The sequence below is a fragment of the Photorhabdus sp. RM71S genome (genome assembly GCF_042879355.1).
Classification (GTDB): domain Bacteria; phylum Pseudomonadota; class Gammaproteobacteria; order Enterobacterales; family Enterobacteriaceae; genus Photorhabdus; species Photorhabdus kayaii.
Genome location: NZ_JBHFKV010000023.1, coordinates 44271 through 62367 on the forward strand (window position 1 = coordinate 44271; position 18097 = coordinate 62367).

At 31.9% G+C, this 18097-nt stretch carries 14 protein-coding genes; all 14 read left to right on the forward strand.

Going from position 1 to position 18097, the window contains the following annotated elements; translation table 11 throughout:
• Positions 1-5 precede the first annotated feature (5 nt).
• The 14 genes from wecB (at position 6) to ACGF5R_RS13535 (ending at position 17925) form a co-directional block, all read left to right on the forward strand.
• Positions 6-1076 (forward strand): non-hydrolyzing UDP-N-acetylglucosamine 2-epimerase, encoded by a 1071-nt coding sequence (gene wecB / locus ACGF5R_RS13470; RefSeq protein ID WP_387691238.1) that lies wholly within the window; start codon positions 6-8, stop codon positions 1074-1076.
• Positions 1073-2311: a glycosyltransferase family 4 protein gene (locus tag ACGF5R_RS13475; protein ID WP_387691240.1), complete on the forward strand. Its 1239-nt coding sequence runs from the start codon at positions 1073-1075 to the stop codon at positions 2309-2311. Before wecB ends, ACGF5R_RS13475 begins: the two co-directional genes overlap by 4 nt.
• Positions 2304-3461, forward strand: a complete 1158-nt coding sequence (locus ACGF5R_RS13480) for a DegT/DnrJ/EryC1/StrS family aminotransferase (protein WP_387691242.1) — start codon at positions 2304-2306, stop codon at positions 3459-3461. Before ACGF5R_RS13475 ends, ACGF5R_RS13480 begins: the two co-directional genes overlap by 8 nt.
• Complete coding sequence (locus ACGF5R_RS13485) at positions 3462-4073, forward strand: sugar transferase (RefSeq protein ID WP_387691244.1); 612 nt, start codon at positions 3462-3464, stop codon at positions 4071-4073.
• Positions 4074-4079: 6 nt separating this feature from the next.
• Positions 4080-5957: a polysaccharide biosynthesis protein gene (locus ACGF5R_RS13490; protein WP_387691246.1), complete on the forward strand. Its 1878-nt coding sequence runs from the start codon at positions 4080-4082 to the stop codon at positions 5955-5957.
• A 415-nt stretch (positions 5958-6372) separates the two neighbouring features.
• Complete coding sequence (locus tag ACGF5R_RS13495; RefSeq protein ID WP_387691247.1) at positions 6373-7326, forward strand: DMT family transporter; 954 nt, start codon at positions 6373-6375, stop codon at positions 7324-7326.
• Between the two features lie 703 nt (positions 7327-8029).
• Positions 8030-9304 carry an oligosaccharide flippase family protein gene (locus ACGF5R_RS13500; protein WP_387691249.1) on the forward strand — a complete coding sequence of 425 codons (1275 nt, stop codon included), beginning with the start codon at positions 8030-8032 and terminating at the stop codon, positions 9302-9304.
• An 18-nt stretch (positions 9305-9322) separates the two neighbouring features.
• Positions 9323-10330 (forward strand): nitroreductase family protein, encoded by a 1008-nt coding sequence (locus tag ACGF5R_RS13505; RefSeq protein WP_387691251.1) that lies wholly within the window; start codon positions 9323-9325, stop codon positions 10328-10330.
• Complete coding sequence (locus ACGF5R_RS13510; RefSeq protein WP_387691253.1) at positions 10327-11439, forward strand: polysaccharide pyruvyl transferase family protein; 1113 nt, start codon at positions 10327-10329, stop codon at positions 11437-11439. Before ACGF5R_RS13505 ends, ACGF5R_RS13510 begins: the two co-directional genes overlap by 4 nt.
• A 284-nt stretch (positions 11440-11723) precedes the next feature.
• On the forward strand, positions 11724-12647 hold the full coding sequence (locus ACGF5R_RS13515) for an EpsG family protein (protein ID WP_387691277.1): 924 nt from the start codon (positions 11724-11726) through the stop codon (positions 12645-12647).
• 3 nt (positions 12648-12650) lie between these two features.
• Positions 12651-13625, forward strand: coding sequence for a glycosyltransferase family 2 protein (locus tag ACGF5R_RS13520; RefSeq protein WP_387691255.1), 975 nt, complete (start codon positions 12651-12653; stop codon positions 13623-13625).
• A gap of 66 nt (positions 13626-13691) precedes the next feature.
• A complete protein-coding gene (locus ACGF5R_RS13525) occupies positions 13692-14780 on the forward strand; it encodes a glycosyltransferase (RefSeq protein WP_387691256.1) in 1089 nt (362 codons plus the stop codon).
• Between the two features lies 1 nt (position 14781).
• Positions 14782-15921, forward strand: coding sequence for a glycosyltransferase family 4 protein (locus ACGF5R_RS13530; RefSeq protein WP_387691258.1), 1140 nt, complete (start codon positions 14782-14784; stop codon positions 15919-15921).
• Between the two features lie 396 nt (positions 15922-16317).
• On the forward strand, positions 16318-17925 hold the full coding sequence (locus ACGF5R_RS13535) for a sulfatase-like hydrolase/transferase (RefSeq protein ID WP_387691260.1): 1608 nt from the start codon (positions 16318-16320) through the stop codon (positions 17923-17925).
• Positions 17926-18097 lie beyond the last annotated feature (172 nt).

The window sequence follows — 18097 nt, forward strand, 5'->3', positions numbered from 1 at the left end:
TCGATATGAAAAAAATTATTACCGTATTAGGCGCCAGACCACAATTCATTAAAGCCAGCCCAGTGTCTCGCGCTTTAAAAAATCATAATAAATTTAAAGAGATTATCATTCATACCGGTCAACATTTTGATACTAATATGTCTGATATATTTTTTAATGAATTAGCCATTCCCAAACCGGATTACACACTCAATATTCATGGCGGCTCGCACGGTGAAATGACCGGGAGGATGCTCATTGAAATTGAAAAAGTCCTTATCACAGAAAAACCTAATGCCGTTATGGTATATGGTGATACAAACTCGACTTTAGCGGGCGCATTAGCCGCATCTAAATTAGATATTCCCATTATCCATGTTGAAGCCGGTTTACGTAGTTTCAATATGCAGATGCCCGAAGAGATCAATAGAATATTAACCGATAATGTCAGCTCAATTCTCTTCTGTCCAACAGACACCGCCGTCAATAACCTACAAAAAGAAGGCTTCGGCTCAAAGCCCGTTAATATCAAAAAAGTCGGTGATGTGATGGAAGATGCCGCTTTATATTTTAGCCAAATGGCGAAAAAACCTGATGGGCTGGATACGATACAGAACTTTATATTAACCACGCTCCATCGTGCTGAAAATACCGATAATCAGGAACGTCTAACTGAAATAGTGAACGCCTTAAACGACATACATAGAAGAATTGATACTGTTGTTATGCCGATTCATCCAAGGACTAAAAAAGTGTTAGCACAATACGGCTTACAGTTAGATGTTCATTTAATTGAGCCAGTGGGATATTTAGAGATGATCTGGCTACTTAAAAACACCTCCCTGATTATTACCGATAGCGGTGGACTCCAAAAAGAGGCTTTCTTCTTCAAGAAACCTTGTGTCACCGTGAGGGATCAAACTGAATGGGTAGAATTAATTGCAGCAGGCGTAAACAAACTCTCGGAGGCTGAAAATAAAAAAATAACCCAAGCCGTTCATGACATGATTGGAATCGATATGGACTCAATTCAATCCATGTATGGTGGTGGTATCGCTGCAACACGCATTGCTGACGAATTAGAAAAATTACTATGAATATCGTCTATATAAACCACTATGCCGGTTCGCCGGACCTGGGTATGGAGTTTCGTCCATATCATTTAGGGCAAGAATGGGTTAAATCGGGACATAATATTACCCTACTCGCAGCCTCTTATTCTCATGTTCGGACAAAACAACCCAAACTAATAGATAATAAAAAAACCACCGAAAATATTAATGGATTAGAATATGTCTGGTATCCAACCCCAAACTACAACGGAAACGGATTATCCAGAGTCAAAAATATTTTCTCTTTTTTACGACAAATTTGGCTTGATAGCCATAATTTAATCAAAAAATATCGACCTGATATTGTCATTGCTTCAAGTACATATCCTATGGATATATGGATTGCAAAACGTCTCGCCAAAAAAGCTAATGCAAAACTGGTCTTTGAACTGCATGATTTATGGCCTCTTTCGCCCATAGAATTAGGTGGAATGTCACCTAAACATCCATTTATTCAATTATGCCAACTTGCTGAAAACGCGGCTTATAAATATGCGGATATAGTTATTTCCATGCTCCCAAATGTACAAGAACATACGAAAGCACATGGATTAGATCTCAATAAATTACATATTATCCCTAATGGCGTGGTTGTAGAGGATTGGATAAATCAACCTACTCCGTTAAACAGTTCACTAGAAAAACTTATTGTAACAGAGAAAAATAAAGGGCATAAAATTGTATGCTATAGCGGCGCCCACGGACGCCCAAATGCGCTAGAAAAACTGCTCAAAACCGCTTCACTTCTTCATGATAAACCGATGACATTCTTATTAGTCGGCACGGGACTTGAAAAGGATAATTTAATTGAGGAATCTAAATTACTGGGCATAAATAACATTATATTCTTTGATCCTATCCCCAAAACTCAAATCCCAACACTACTCAATAAAATTGACATTGCCTATATAGGGTTACAAAAGCAATCATTATTCAGATTTGGCATCAGCCCGAATAAACTTATTGATTACATGATGGCGGGCAAACCTATTTTATGTGCAATTGACGCCGGTAATGATCCCGTTTCTGACGTGAATTGCGGTATTACAGTTAAATCAGGCGAGCCAGAAGATATTGCTCAAGCCTTATTAAGGCTTAGTGAGTTATCAACTGACGAATTAAACCAAATGGGGCAACGAGGCAAAATTTACGCTTTAGAAAATCACGCTTATTCCGTATTAGCAGACAATTTCATAAAGGCAATCATCAATCATGAATAATAAATTCCTTCCTTTTGCATTACCTGAAATTGGACAATCTGAAATTGATGAAGTCATTGACTCACTTAAAACGGGCTGGATAACCACCGGACCTAAAACCAGAAGATTTGAACAAGATTTTGCCCAATATTTAGAGTCTGATGTTGAAGCCATTGCGGTAAACTCAGCCACGGCGGGATTGCATTTAGCGTTGGAAGCCATTGGTATTCAGCCGGGTGATGAAGTCATTGTTCCTACCTATACCTTTACGGCAACCGCAGAAGTTGTCCGTTATCTGGGGGCTCATCCCATTTTTGTTGATTCCTTACCTGACAGCCTGAATATTGATCCAACAGCAATAGAAAAAGCAATAACTACCAAAACTAAAGCGATTATACCTGTGCACTTTGCCGGTTTATCCTGTGATATGGATGCCATCATTACTATCGCTAAAAAATTTAATCTGCGAGTCATTGAAGATGCAGCTCATTCATTTCCGACTTTATATAAAGGAAAGAAAATTGGCACCCTAAATACCGATGTCACTGTATTCAGCTTTTACGCCAATAAAACCATGACGACAGCGGAAGGTGGCATGCTAGTCTCCAGACATCCAGATATCATAAAAAGAGCAAAAATAATGCGCCTCCACGGCATTAGCAAAGACGCCTTTGATAGATATCAATCTAAAATACCTGCCTGGTATTATGAAGTCATTGAGCCGGGCTATAAATATAATATGCCAGATATTTGTGCATCTATCGGCATCCATCAATTACAAAAAATAGACACTTTTCACAAGAAAAGAGAGGAGATGGCTAAATTCTATGATGACGAACTAAAAGATCTGCCCATTATCTTACCCACCAAACCTAAAGAACCTAATAGCCAACACGCCTGGCATCTATACACCATCAGGTTAAATAATGAAGCCAAAATATCAAGAGATGACTTTATCATAAAAATGGCAGAAAAAAATATCGGCTGCTCTGTCCACTTTATCCCACTGCATAAACAACCCATATGGAAAAATACCTACTCTCTTGATGAAAATAACTTCCCAGTCGCAGAAGAAAATTTTAAAAGAATTGTATCCATTCCTTTATATACCAAGATGACAAAAGAAGACCAAATCTACGTTATCAACACAATTAAAGAGATCTTGGCATAAATGATGACATATTATTTAGCTATAAAAAGGCTATTTGATTTTATTTCTTCTCTTATTGGACTCATTCTATTATTTCCTATCTTAATAACTATTGCCATCTGGATAAAAATGGATTCGAAAGGGCCTATTTTTTTCCGACAAAAACGAGTAGGCCAATATAATCAAGATTTTTATATTCACAAATTTAGGAGCATGACCACTGGATCAGAGCAAAAAGGACAACTTACTATAGGTAATGATCACCGTATTACCAACTCTGGAAAATTCATACGCAAATATAAAATTGATGAATTAGCGCAACTCATTGATGTTGTTCGCGGCAAAATGAGCTTAGTCGGCCCAAGACCCGAAGTACCACAATTTATGGACAAATATCCAGATGATGTCAGAAACAAAATATTATCGCTAAAACCCGGCATAACAGATTTGGCTTCCATAGAAATGATCGATGAAAATCAGATATTGAGTCAATATAAAGATCCTCATCAAGCCTATATCGACATTATTATGCCGATAAAAGCCAAATACTACTTAGAATATATAGATAAAAAGTCATTTTTCTATGACCTGAAGATTATCTTTAAAACCATTTACAAAGTAGTTTTTAGGTAATTAACAATGATAAACAAAAAAATGTTTTTTAACCAAGACAGATTAATCAAGACTATCATTCTTCTGATTGTAGACATATTTATCATCATTATTTCATACTGGCTAAGTATGTGGCTACGCCTTGATAGAGAAGTGCCCATCTATAGCTTACAACATTGGTTAACCATTATATTCGCCATACCTCTCACGTTATTTATTTTCTTAAGAATTGGCTTTTATCGATCGATATTAAAATATGTTAATATGAGTATATTGAAATGGGCCATTATTGGTTCATTTCTATCTACTCTACTATTGACTGCAATTTCCTTATACCAGCAAGCATTTTTACCCAGAACGGTACCAATTATCTATTTTTCATTTTTAGTTATCTCACTCTGCGGCACAAGATTTGTCTATAGAACGCTACGTAACTTACTAAAATATAAAGGCGCGCCTGTTATTATATATGGAGCAGGAGAATCTGGTCGGCAACTCTTACCCATATTAAGAGAACATAGAGAATTCAACCCGATTGCTTTTATTGATGACAATACTAAATTACATAATTTATCAATTCATGGGGTTTATGTCTTCGCTCCAGAAAAAATAACAATCTTAGTAGAAAAATATCATATAAAGAAAATACTATTAGCCATACCCAGTGCATCAATATCTAATAGAAAAAAAATACTTGAAAGACTTCAAAAAGAACATTGTGAAATCCTCACCATTCCAAGTTTCAATGATCTGGTTGAAGGAAAAGCTCAAATAAACTCACTGAAACGCGTTTCCATTAACGACCTACTAGGAAGAGAACAAGTAAACCCATTACAAAGTTTACTCAGTAAAAACATCAAAAACAAAAACGTTCTTATTACCGGTGCCGGTGGTTCCATCGGATCAGAGTTATGCAGACAAATCATTACTCAGTCCCCCTCTCAACTAGTCTTATTTGAATTAACCGAGTATTGCCTTTACTCAATAGAAAAAGAGTTACAAAAGATAAATTCAGACAGAGATCTAAATATAACCATTACTGCAATTTTAGGTGATATAAAAAATTCAGACAAAATAAATAGGATAATCAATAAATTTAACATTAATACCATATACCATGCTGCGGCATATAAACATGTTCCTCTGGTAGAAATGAATACCATAGAGGGCATTAATAACAACATTTTTGGTACCCTCTCACTTGCTAAAGCAGCAATTAACCAAAAAGTTGACAAATTTGTATTAATCTCTACCGACAAAGCCGTCCGCCCGACAAACACAATGGGCGCAACAAAAAGATTTGCAGAACTGATATTACAAGCATTCGCTAAAGAGAACAGCCATACAAAATTCTCAATGGTTCGCTTTGGCAACGTCCTTGGCTCATCCGGTTCCGTTGTTCCCCTGTTCGAAAAACAGATAAAAAGTGGTGGGCCAATCACCCTCACCCACAAAGAAATTACCCGTTACTTCATGACGATCCCAGAAGCCGCCCAATTAGTTATCCAGGCAGGAGCACTAGGCAATAATGGCGATGTTTTTGTTCTGGACATGGGAGAATCAGTAAAAATTTATGATCTCGCCCGGAAAATGATCCACCTTTCCGGACTGACAGTGAAAGATGAAACTAATCCTCATGGCGATATCGAAATCAAAATTACCGGATTAAGACCCGGTGAAAAACTTTATGAAGAGTTATTAATTGGTGATAATGTCTCTGGCACCAACCACCCGAGAATCATGACCGCCAATGAAATTTTTCTGACCTGGGATAAATTAAATCCACTATTAAATGACTTAAAAACATCTTGTGAAAATTATGATTTCGAAAATATTAGGAAGATCCTTATCAATGCTCCTATTGACTTTCATCCTAAAGATTATATTTACGACCTTTTAAAATAATATCTATAAATACATTCATGTCATGAAACTGGCTGAAAATCATATCGCCGACATTAGCCTGCTGGACAAATAATAAGCCCATGAAATTTTTAACACATGAGCAATTAAAAATCATATAATTCGAAAATTAAAATAACAAGCTAACAAAAACCTCATTATTAGATATACCCAATGGATTTCAAGATGCATCGCGACGGCAAGGGAGTGAATCCCCGGGAGCATAGATAACGATGTGACCGGGGTGAGCGAGTGCAGCCAACAAAGAGGCAACTTGAAAGATGACGGGTATATATCATATGCATTATACTTCCTTCATTTCTTCCTTCAACAAAGGAGAATGATTAAACATCTGGAAATTATGAAGCTAGCCTCTTAATATGAGCCTATAAATTTATGAAAAAGTACCCAAATAGCTATGTTCACAAGCCGTAAAGTAACAGCTAATGCCTATGGATTATCCTCTGGTGTTTTCTGGGGGCTAAGCGGCGTACTTTTCGCATTATTATTAAAAAACACTGCTCTTTCCTCTTACTTTTTCATTCCCATTGTACTCGCTTTCCTGAATGATATGATTTCATGCGGATATATGTTTATATATCTTATAGTTAAAGGAAAATACCAATCGATACGTCTTATCCCCAAAAACAAGAAAAATGGAATAATCATACTAGCGGCTATATTTGGCGGCCCAATGGGCATGTCTTGTTATATCTTAGCTATTCAATACATTGGTATTAGCTACACAGCAACCATTTCAGCCACTTATCCTGCTATTGGCGCACTCATTTCTTTTTTTCTACTTAAAGATCGTATTCACCTTATCGGAATATTGGGATTAATATTAGCCGTTGTATCTACTATGATACTAGGTTACTCAGCATCCACTCAGACAATATCTGGCTGGATAGGCTTTCTCTTCGCTTTCATATGCGCACTAGGCTGGAGTTCTGAAGTTGTTATCAGCTCTTATGGCATGAATAAAGATATACCTGCTGATATCGCTTATTTTATAAGACAATTATCATCCTCGGTGGGTTACTTAATCATCATCGTATTATTCATTCACTCTTTTCCTGGTGCTGCACATATCTTCTCAAATATAGAATTATACTCCTTATTATTCTTCACTTCTCTGGTCGCTACACTATCGTACCTCTTCTATTACAAAGCAATCAGCATGCTTCAACCCATCCGTGCTATGAGTTTAAACATCACTTACGCTATCTGGGCGGTCATCTTTGCTTATTTGCTGGTAGATGAACCCATCTCTATCAAGCTATTGCTCCTATGTGTAGGCGTCTCCGCTGGTTCATTCCTGACTGCTGTAAATCCACTTAACATCAAGAAACTGATCTTAACGCTTAAATGAATGTGATTCTATTCGAAGTAAGTTTAGGTTCGTTTTAATGCTATAGTTAAAGAGAACTACTAAAGCTCTGTTGGTCATCAATAATATATTGCCAAGTATTCTCGAACCTACACCAACCACTCTCTCCTTCCCTCACTTTTAAACAACAATCACCGCTGGATTTACCTATACCTTCAAAGATTTTGGGTTGAAGGATGGTAATAGTGTAAATCTCACCAACCACAATGCTAAATAAGCATGATGTCACAATTAAGCTTTACTACCGAACGGACATCACAGAAATACTGCCACATCCCGAAGCGAATGGAATAGAAGGAAACCTGTTGAAAAGCAAGGCGTCATAGTACGTTGTTGGTAAAATCTAACCGCCATTCCATGAGCAGTAATACAGATTCCAGCTAACTATATTCTACCAATTAGTTAAACAAGTTGGCTGTTAAGCTTGACCCAGATAAGTTTACAGTCTAATCTCCCCACAACTAGTTACAAAATCTTATCCCCCATTACTTTTTGTTAAGACAGACAAAAGTATTGGAAAATCAGTGCAATAGATAAGATTTCCGAATATTACAGGCACTCTGGGAGCCAAAAACCTAGTGCGGTAGCTTTGGATTTTTTTACAAAAACATTTTAAAGGAGTTAGGCTGAACAAATTGACGCTAGGGCATTCATATAATCAAATGATTAAAATACTTTATTATTTATGAAATATAGCAAAAGTCTATTCAATCTATTTATACTCTCATTTGGCTCACTATTAGGAGCAATATTAGGATTTCTATGTCAGGTTATTTTAGCTCGTAATTTAACACCAACAGCTTTAGGCAATTATTCCGCTATATTTTTCCTAATAACTACTATAGCTCCTCTTTGTGGTTTTGGAATTTCTCAATATTGGCTAAAGATTTTTGGTCAACATGGTTGGCAAGGTATGTCATGGGTTCCTTTATCATTAAAATTCATAAATATAAGCACACTAAGTATATTAGTTTTCTTAATTTTCTGGGGAGCCCTAATAGAAAGATCAATATCACTCAAATTAACTGCTATGATTATGTCCTTTATCATATTTGGACAATTAGCAATAGAACTCACTAGTGCAATACTGCAGCTTGAGGAAAAATATAATCAACTAGCCATCTGGCAATTACTCCAGCCATTATTAAGATTCATTTTCCTATTTATTATTAATTATATTATGAATATTCCTTTTAACTTACCAATAATAGCCACTGTTTATGTAAGTGTTGCATTAATCATTGGAACTATTGGTGGCATAAAGGTAAATCAATTCAAAAAAGGAAATTTTAATCTTCAAGGACACAAAAAAACAAAAAAAGAAAGAGAATTTAACATATCCGTTAAAACGATTATGAAAGGTGCTGCTCCATACGGATTTTCTGGTTTATTCTATTTGATTTATTTTCAATTAAGTATTGTATTAGTAAAATATTTAATCAGTCCCGATGCTGCAGGATATTATAATATTGCATTTGTTTTTATTTCTGCAGCAATGATACTACCAAATGTTATATACCAGAAATTCTTATTACCAAAGTTACATCGATGGGCTTATCATGATAAGCACCTTTTTTATCAATCATTTATAAAAGGCAATTATATTATGGGAGGACTAGGAATAATAGTTATGCTAACTATCTGGTTTCTTACTCCTCACCTTATCCCACTATTTTTTGGCATAGAATATTACAGTGCGGTAAAAATCACACAATTTCTTTCTATAAATATACCTATTGTATACATAGCTAGCAGTGCGGGTTCTATATTACTAACTCAAAACAATATGATACATAAAGTTAAATATATGGGACTATCTGCACTATTGAGCCTTATTTTAAATCTCATATTAATTCCACACTTAGGAATTACAGGGGCTATAATTACCAATATAATCTGTAATAGTTTCTTATTAATTATATATTTTATTAAAATAAAAAATATATTTTCCTATGACTAAAAATAAAGGAAATATTTAATGTCTGTTAAAAACAAAATAAAATCACTATTGAGGCCTTCATACAGATTTTTTAAAGATAGGCATAATCTGATAACAGGATCTATTTACGATTTTCATAGATTCTTGAAGTATGGTGGTTGGAAACAAAATATGTATGAAACCAGCCAAAGAAATTATTTCAGTATGTTAATTTATCATGGCTTAGAGAAAAGTATGAGTTATAAACAACGCGAACTTGGACATGGCTGGCGTAATGCTGAAATTCTAGTAACTAACTTAAAAATAGCACAAAAAACGAGAGATATTGATTATCATGATAAAGCATCCAAACAAATTCTAGAAAAATTCATATCTCTTCCTGAAAATATCAATATTGCTCGTTCCAAAGAAATCAAAGCATTCCTAGAACAATTAGATTTTACATCTGATGACGAGCATGGAATCAAGCATTTATCATTAGCCGATTTCCATAAAGGACGTTTAGAAAATCCAGAAGATTTTTTCTTTTCCCGTTACACACTAAGAGAATTCAGAACAAAAACTGTATCTGATGAAAAAATTGAATATGCCATAAAACTCGCAACTAAAACACCATCTGTTTGTAATAGGCAGCATTGGCACGTCTATCATACTAACGACCCTAAAGTTAGAGATTTAGCCTTAGAATTACAAAATGGTAATAGCCACTTTGGACATAAAATTCCTAATTTGATGATAATTACTACAGATTTAAAAGCTTTTTATGGCCCACATGAGAGATATCAACCATGGATAGATGGAGGTATGTTTGCAATGTCTTTAATATATACATTTCATTCAATAGGAATTGCATCTTGTGTCCTGAACTGGAGCCAATTACCAAAAAACGATCGTTTATTACGTAAAAGACTAAATATTTCCCCTGAGCACACAATCATTTCATATCTCGCTATAGGTTATCCTGATAAAGATAATATTGTATGTTCATCAAAACGTAAAAACTATAAATCTTTTATTAAAAAGTTAGAGAGCAATAATAAAAAATGAAGAAAATTGGAATATTAACTCAGCCTTTAATTAATAATTATGGTGGAATATTACAATGTATTGCTTTATATAATTACCTAACAGAAAAAGGCTATGAAGTCACCATAATACAAAAACATTTATATAATCCTCTATGGAAAAAAATTATAATAAAAGCTTTAGAATTAATTCCAAATCAAAATTATAGAGGATTTAGAAATAGAGCGAAACAATACAAAACACACAAAATTTTTATTGATCACTATATTCCTAACAAAACTAAGATTATCTACACACATAATAGTTTAATCAAAATAGCAAAAAATTATCAATTCGATGTTGTGATCGTAGGAAGTGATCAAGTATGGAGGATGGCATATATTAATGATCCATTTTATGCAGCCTATTTTTTAAATTTTGTAGATTCAATATCTTGTAAAAAAATTGCTTACGCTGCTTCTTTCGGCAAAAATCACTGGGAAACACCGGAAAAAATATCTGAAATATCCCATTTATTGGCTGATTTTACTGCCATTTCTGTACGTGAAAGTTCAGGTGTTAAAATTTGTAACGATATTTTCAATTATACTAGTGCTACTCATGTGTTAGATCCAACTTTACTAATTAATCCAAAATTCTACCAACAATTTATCGCAAAAAGACAAGAAAAGAACAATGTAAAAAAACTACTCACTTATGTTCTAGATGAAAGTGAAAATAAGAAAGTAATAATAAAAAATATAAAAAAATCTTTAGGGGAAAATATATCAACACAACACCTATTAGGTTTCAATAAACATGAGATTATAACCATTCCCGAATGGTTAACTGCTTTCTATAATGCTGACTTCATTATTACTGATTCTTTCCATGGCATGGTTTTTTCTATCATATTTAATAAACAATTCCTAGTAATTGGCAATAACGAAAGAGGTATGGAACGTTTTGTATCACTACTTAGCTTATTAAAATTAAAAGATAGATTAATTATATCAGGAGAAATATCAAACAATTTTAATATGAATAAAAGAGAAAAAATTAACTACTCCCTAGTTAATAAAATAGTCTCTGAAAATAGGAAAAATTCTGAAAAATTTTTAAATTCTATAAATGATGATACAGGAATTTAATAATGCAGGATTCTAATATAAAAGTATTTAACCATATATTAAGAATGGAGAATAATGTCTTATTACCTGTATTATTCCCATTTTTATTATTCCCTTTTTCCCCATTTCTTAGTTTCATATCATCTATACTGATATTATTTTTCTACTCTACTTATATTATTCCGTTAGTGAGAATAATAATAGTCACTATATCTATAATTAGCTTTCGCTATATTGACTTATCAAGATCATTCTCCCATGAAATAAGTACAGACCTATCGTCTTACTATAAAAACTATATGGCAATGGGTATATCTCCCATTGAAGATTATATATTTTATTACGGTGAAGGCGTAGAGATTGGTTGGCCATTATTATATAAACTAATCCATATAATAACACCTAACCTCTCTATACTTGAAATTTCAAATACTAACTTTATTATTTGTTCTATTTTATTTTTGATATGGCTTGAATATAATGGATTACGTACTTTTTCTAATAAAGACAAAAATATAATCTTAGCCTTTATTTTAGTCTTTTCTAATATAAATGTTTTTGGAACAGCCCAACGGCAAAGCTTATCTATTATATTTTTACTATTTTCACTTTCCAATAGGAAAACCTGCAAATTTTATATTTACTTATCTATTGCCACAATATTTCATATTACATCGCTACCTATTGGATTAATATATTCCTTTTTGATGAAAAAGCAATACAATAGAATTCTTATATTAATAACTTTTATTTTTTTCTTTATTCTATCCATGAATTTTCATAATATCATAAATATAATAACTGAAAATCATATAATCGGAGGATTATCGGAAAAAGCTAGGTTTTATACTCATATACATACTAACTCGATTGTTTATCGTGAATTAATGTATATTTCAATCATATTTCTAGGTATAGTTTTCAACTGGAAAACAATTGAATCAGAATGGAAGAACATAATTGTTTTTATATTTATCAGTTATATATCCCTGCTAAATTTTTATCTATTATCTACAAGGTTAAATATTGTACTTTGTTGTTTAATAGGCTATTTCCTGTATATCGTATTTAAACCTCGTTTTTTCATTATTTCATATTTTATTTTCTTTCTTGGACTATTACATTTCATACTTACAAAATCTTCTGTATTTTTTAGCTTAGCTACGGATCCATACTGGGCAAAATATCCAATTTTTGACCTCAATCCATTTTATTTCTTTTATCGTTAATATATGTCTCCCAAAATCTCTATAATAATACCTGCTTACAATACGGAAAAATATATACAAGATTGTTTAGAGTCTTGTATTAATCAAACATTAAAAGAAATTGAAATAATAATAATTGATGATTGCAGTATAGATAACACAATTAATATAGCAGAACAATATAAAAAAAAAGATGATAGAATTGTAATATTGAAAAACACATGCAATAAAGGACCTTTTTATTCACGTAAAAATGGGACATTACATGCTAGTGGAAATTATATATTATATCTTGATTCAGATGATTTTATTGATATAAATACCTGTAAACTTACATATGAGTTAGCTATTAAAAATCATGCTGATATTATTAACTTTGGCATGCAAACAATACCATATAAAAAGAAACATACATTTATTACAGGCTCTACAGAAATAAAGTCGAATGAAGCAATAGCATACGATATTTTTATAGGTAATAAAAGTAATCGCAGAATAAAAATGTATCCAGTATGCGGTCATTTATTTGAAAAATCTTTACTTAAGGATGCATTTAAAATTATGCAATTCAAAAAAGACAAACTAAAATCTTGTGAAGATATATTGCAAATCTTCATAATTAGTTTACTGGCAAATAAAAGTATAGGTACAAAGGATATTTTTTATTTTTATAGGAATAATCCGACATCAACTACTAGAAGAAATGACGATGAAAATATAAATAACAGATGTAATAACCATAATATGATAATCTATTATCTCAATAATCTTGAATCAACTTTACTAGGTGATCATATATATTTCCATAAACTCAAAAATAAAATAATTAATTGGTTGAAATATAATAATAATTTTTCAAAAAGATATTTGAGAAAAAGTAATAATATTATTCCTGCTTATTTATTATACACAACCCTCTCCCTACGTTACTGTTTTCGTTTAAAAAATGTTATAAGAATAATTATATATATATTTTCATTAAGCACCATTAAAAAATAATTACTGATAAAATATAGAAACAAATATTTTATTATCAATATAATTTGAAACCACCCATTAACAATAATGAACATTATTTTTATTATCACAGGATTAAATATTGGTGGAGCTGAAAAACAAGTCTGCGCATTAGCTGACGAGTTTATTCTCCTAGGCCATCGAGTATCCATCATATCCCTTACAGGTCTAAGTGTAGTTGAACCGGAAAACAGAGAAGTAAATATATACGAATTGGCTATGAGAAAAAGCACTCTAGGACTATTACAGGCCCTATGGAAGGCTAAAAAAATAATCTTATATCATCAACCTGATATTATTCATTCTCATATGTTCCATGCAAACATTTTTTCAAGAATATTAAGAGCATTCGTAAAAATACCAAGACTCATATGTACAGCACATAACACTAATGAAGGAGGAAAACTTAGAATGCTTCTTTATCGTTTAACTAATTTCTTATCAAATGTAAATACCAATGTGAGCGAAGAAGCTGTTTATTCTTTTATAATGAAGAGAGCTGTCAAACCTAATAAAATGCTTGTTATGTCAAATGGCATAGACGCTTGTAAATTTTTTTATTCTGAAGAAAACAGAAAATTATTTCGCTCCAGGTTATCTATCTCAGATCAGCAACATTTATTTATAGCAATTGGTCGTTTACAAGAGCAAAAAGACTACCAAAATTTATTATATGCATTTTCATTACTCCTAAAAGAAAGACCTTTATCATATCTAATAATTGTAGGCGATGGTCCATTAAAAAATAAACTTATTGAATTAGCAATTAAATTAAATATAAATAAATATACAAATTTCCTAGGCGCTAGAAATGATATATCAGAAATAATGAGCTCCTGTGATACATTTGTACTATCTTCCAAATATGAAGGTTTTGGATTAGTTGTCGCTGAAGCAATGGCGTGCCAACGCTATGTAGTAGCAACTGATAGTGGTGGTGTGAAATCTGTATTGGATAAATATGGTATTTTAGTACCAATACAAGACTCAAAAGCCTTATCAGAAGCAATGAAAGATAGCATAGATAAAGATAATGATGAAAAATACTATCTAGGATTGGATGCTAGAAACCACATCATAAAAAATTTTTCAATAAAAGAAATAGCATCTAAATGGCTAAACTTATATAAGAGATAAAATGAAAATTGTACTTATAGGAACAACAGCAGAATCCATGATTAACTTCAGAGAAACATTAATTAAAAGTATAGTTAGTTTAGATAACGAAGTATTCTGTTTAGCAATAGATTATGATGAAGAACAAAAAGAAAAAATAAAGAAATTAGGAGCTACTCCTATTCAATATCAACTCAGTCGTTCCGGACTAAATCCGTTCATCGACATAAAAAATACGTTAAAATTAGCTAAACAGCTCAATAATATTGAACCAAATATTGTTTTATCTTATTTTTCAAAACCATCAATTTATGGTTCATTCGCTGCTAAGTTGGCTAAAATACCAAAAATATTTGCTATGCTGGAAGGGTTAGGGTTTTGTTTTACCTTACAGGAAAAAGGTATAAGTTGGAAACGGATATTTTTAAAATCAATACAAGTATTATTGTATCGAATAACACTCCCTAAAATAAATGGATTAATTTTATTAAATCCAGATGATAAAATAGATCTAGTCGATAAATATAAGATAAATGTCAAAACCTTCGTACTTGGTGGAATAGGGCTAAATTTAAATGATTATAAGTTCGCTTTTATACCTAAAAAAAATAACATTTCTTTTATTTTTATAGCTCGACTTTTAAAAGAAAAAGGAATTTTTGAATATATTAATGCAGCTAAAATTGTTAAGAAAAAATATCCTGAAGCTACATTTAATGTTTTAGGTAACATCGATTTTTCTAACCCAGGATCAATAAGTAAAGAGCAATTAGACGAATTAAATAATTCTGGAATAATCACTTATCCTGGCTTTGTTAACAACGTAAATGAGTGGCTAAAAAATAGTGATGTTTTTGTACTACCTTCTTACTATAGAGAAGGAGTCCCCAGAAGTACTCAGGAAGCAATGGCTATAGGTCGTCCTATCATTACAACTAATGTTCCTGGATGTAAAGAAACAGTTCATGATGGGAAAAATGGTTTTTTAGTCCCTCCATGGTCTGCTGAAATACTAGCAGAAAAAATGATTTTCTTCATAAAATACCCTGAATACATAGAACGAATGGGATTAGAAAGCTACAAAATAGCAAGGAAAAAATATGATTGCCATAAAGTAAACAAGAAATTAATCAATATCCTAGGAATAGATAATAGTTTATGAGATTATATAATATTATCAAATAATTTCGAAGAAAATAATCATATCAATTCTTATTAATAGAACTAAATAGCTTTTCATAATGCCTCTACACTTTTACTATTCCTGCTCTATTCCCCAGAAATAGTGAAACGGTGGTCATAAATTAATTTACTTTTTTCAGCGATTTCCACATATATTGGTAAGTATGATTACAGAGTATCGTTCCTATTATTAATCGTTCAATCCAGCAGATGGTTTATTTCCGTTTAGCAACAAAGCAGATCACAGAAACCGGATTAAGTTCTCCCCAAAGTGATCTCCTCGTATAAAAAGCTTTTAAAAAAATAGTTAGAAAACAAAACGTAATATATACTGCAACAGGAAAATCATTATGATTTTTATTTAGGTAATTAAATCATGAAACTATTAAGTAGAGAATCGAGATTATTTGTTAAATTTATCTTCATAACAATATCATTTTTATTTATAAATCCTTATCTATTTAAGAAGATCTTATTTGTTCTTACTAGACCCGGCCCAACAATAGAAACAATATTAACGGTAGCGATTATTATTATAATAAATCTGTTTTTTATAATAGGGGTATATTTAATATCTTTATATAAAAATAAACTTAAAATACTAACTATAATTACCCTTATAATATTATCTATCATTTACACTTCATATTATAAGGCATCAGGAACTATGATGTCTTACTTTGATTTTTATTCATTATCATCTTCAATCTCTATGCTTAAAGAGGCATTTATTACCTATAAAGATGTGATAACCTTGTCTTTTATATTACATCTCCCCTTTATTATATCTCTATTTATATTTCCAAACCAAAAAATAGAATTAAAGGCAGCTGCTTTAGGAATATCAATAATATTAATTTCAATCTTATTGATATCTGGAATTATATTTTATAAAAAAACCGGGCAAGGTGCTGAAGGCATGCCACCATCTGCAATTATTCCCGCTTATTACATAGATTTATATCTAGATAAAAATCTAGATCACAATATATACAATAGGCATTTATTATTAAAACACATACCTAAAGAAAAATTTAAAAACATAATATTAATTATTGATGAATCAATAAGATATGACGTTATAGATATAAACAATAATACAGGAACCACTCCATATTTATTTAAGATCCATAAGTTACTTAACCTTGGCAAGGCTTCTTCCTATGCCAATTGTAGCCAATACACTAATATTTTAATTAGAAAAATGTCAAGATATAAACATGAAGTCTTTGACATAAAATCAAACGTATATATTTGGGATGTAATGAGTAAAGCAGGATACAAAAATATATTAATTGACGCACAATTAGATGGCAATGGACACAATTTCTTCACCTCAAAAGAATTAGAAAATGGTAAAGTTAATGTAATCAAATCATCATTTAAGAAAGACGATATAGAAATTGCAAAACTAGTAAACAAAATCATTAAAAATAAAGAAAAAAATTTCATATTAATTATAAAAAAAGGAGCCCATTTTCCTTATCCGAATGATGGAATAAAAAAAATATTTTTACCAAATATGAATAGCAACAATATTAAAATTGAATCTAAAGAACACATAATAAATTCATATAAGAATCTAGTTTTCCATAATACAAATTTGTTTTTTGAGTCATTAAATAAAAATAAAAAAGATACTATCTTCATATATACATCTGATCATGGTCAAAACTTTGAGAAACTAAATGAAAAAATGACACACTGTACAACTACTAATCCGATGAAAACAGAAGGAGAAGTGCCATTATTTATTTTTGGCCAGTACAAAGAAGATGACTTTAGCCCTATGACTAAACAAATATTACACAGGGGGAAAAATAGCCATTATGACATTCCATTCTTCTTAATGGATTTTGCTGGATATAGTGACGATGACATAAGAAGTTTAATGGGTTCCCCTGTATCTGTAGACTCTTTTGTTTATGGAAATGTCTATGGATTTTTTGGTGGCGCACCAGAAAGGGAAAGCATCTCTCAATAGGTCTTCTAGAATCCCCTTGATTTTTACTGATCTACATTCTCGTTTCTGATTATGTGCTATTAATTTATCTTTATACCCTATGGATTTCAAGATGCATCGCGACGGCAAGGGAGCGAATCCCCGGGAGCATAGCTAACTATGTGACCGGGGTGAGCAAGTGCAGCCAACAAAG

Excerpts from the sequence above, each read along its gene's own strand:
- ACGF5R_RS13485 (WP_387691244.1), top strand. The coding sequence starts at position 3,462 with ATGATGACATATTATTTAGCTATAAAAAGGCTATTTGATTTTATTTCT.
- ACGF5R_RS13510 (WP_387691253.1), top strand. The coding sequence starts at position 10,327 with ATGAAGAAAATTGGAATATTAACTCAGCCTTTAATTAATAATTATGGT.
- ACGF5R_RS13535 (WP_387691260.1), top strand. The coding sequence starts at position 16,318 with ATGAAACTATTAAGTAGAGAATCGAGATTATTTGTTAAATTTATCTTC.
- ACGF5R_RS13495 (WP_387691247.1), top strand. The coding sequence starts at position 6,373 with ATGTTCACAAGCCGTAAAGTAACAGCTAATGCCTATGGATTATCCTCT.
- ACGF5R_RS13490 (WP_387691246.1), top strand. The coding sequence starts at position 4,080 with ATGATAAACAAAAAAATGTTTTTTAACCAAGACAGATTAATCAAGACT.
- ACGF5R_RS13480 (WP_387691242.1), top strand. The coding sequence starts at position 2,304 with ATGAATAATAAATTCCTTCCTTTTGCATTACCTGAAATTGGACAATCT.
- ACGF5R_RS13530 (WP_387691258.1), top strand. The coding sequence starts at position 14,782 with ATGAAAATTGTACTTATAGGAACAACAGCAGAATCCATGATTAACTTC.
- wecB (WP_387691238.1), top strand. The coding sequence starts at position 6 with ATGAAAAAAATTATTACCGTATTAGGCGCCAGACCACAATTCATTAAA.
- ACGF5R_RS13505 (WP_387691251.1), top strand. The coding sequence starts at position 9,323 with ATGTCTGTTAAAAACAAAATAAAATCACTATTGAGGCCTTCATACAGA.
- ACGF5R_RS13475 (WP_387691240.1), top strand. The coding sequence starts at position 1,073 with ATGAATATCGTCTATATAAACCACTATGCCGGTTCGCCGGACCTGGGT.
- ACGF5R_RS13515 (WP_387691277.1), top strand. The coding sequence starts at position 11,724 with ATGGGTATATCTCCCATTGAAGATTATATATTTTATTACGGTGAAGGC.
- ACGF5R_RS13500 (WP_387691249.1), top strand. The coding sequence starts at position 8,030 with ATGAAATATAGCAAAAGTCTATTCAATCTATTTATACTCTCATTTGGC.
- ACGF5R_RS13520 (WP_387691255.1), top strand. The coding sequence starts at position 12,651 with ATGTCTCCCAAAATCTCTATAATAATACCTGCTTACAATACGGAAAAA.
- ACGF5R_RS13525 (WP_387691256.1), top strand. The coding sequence starts at position 13,692 with ATGAACATTATTTTTATTATCACAGGATTAAATATTGGTGGAGCTGAA.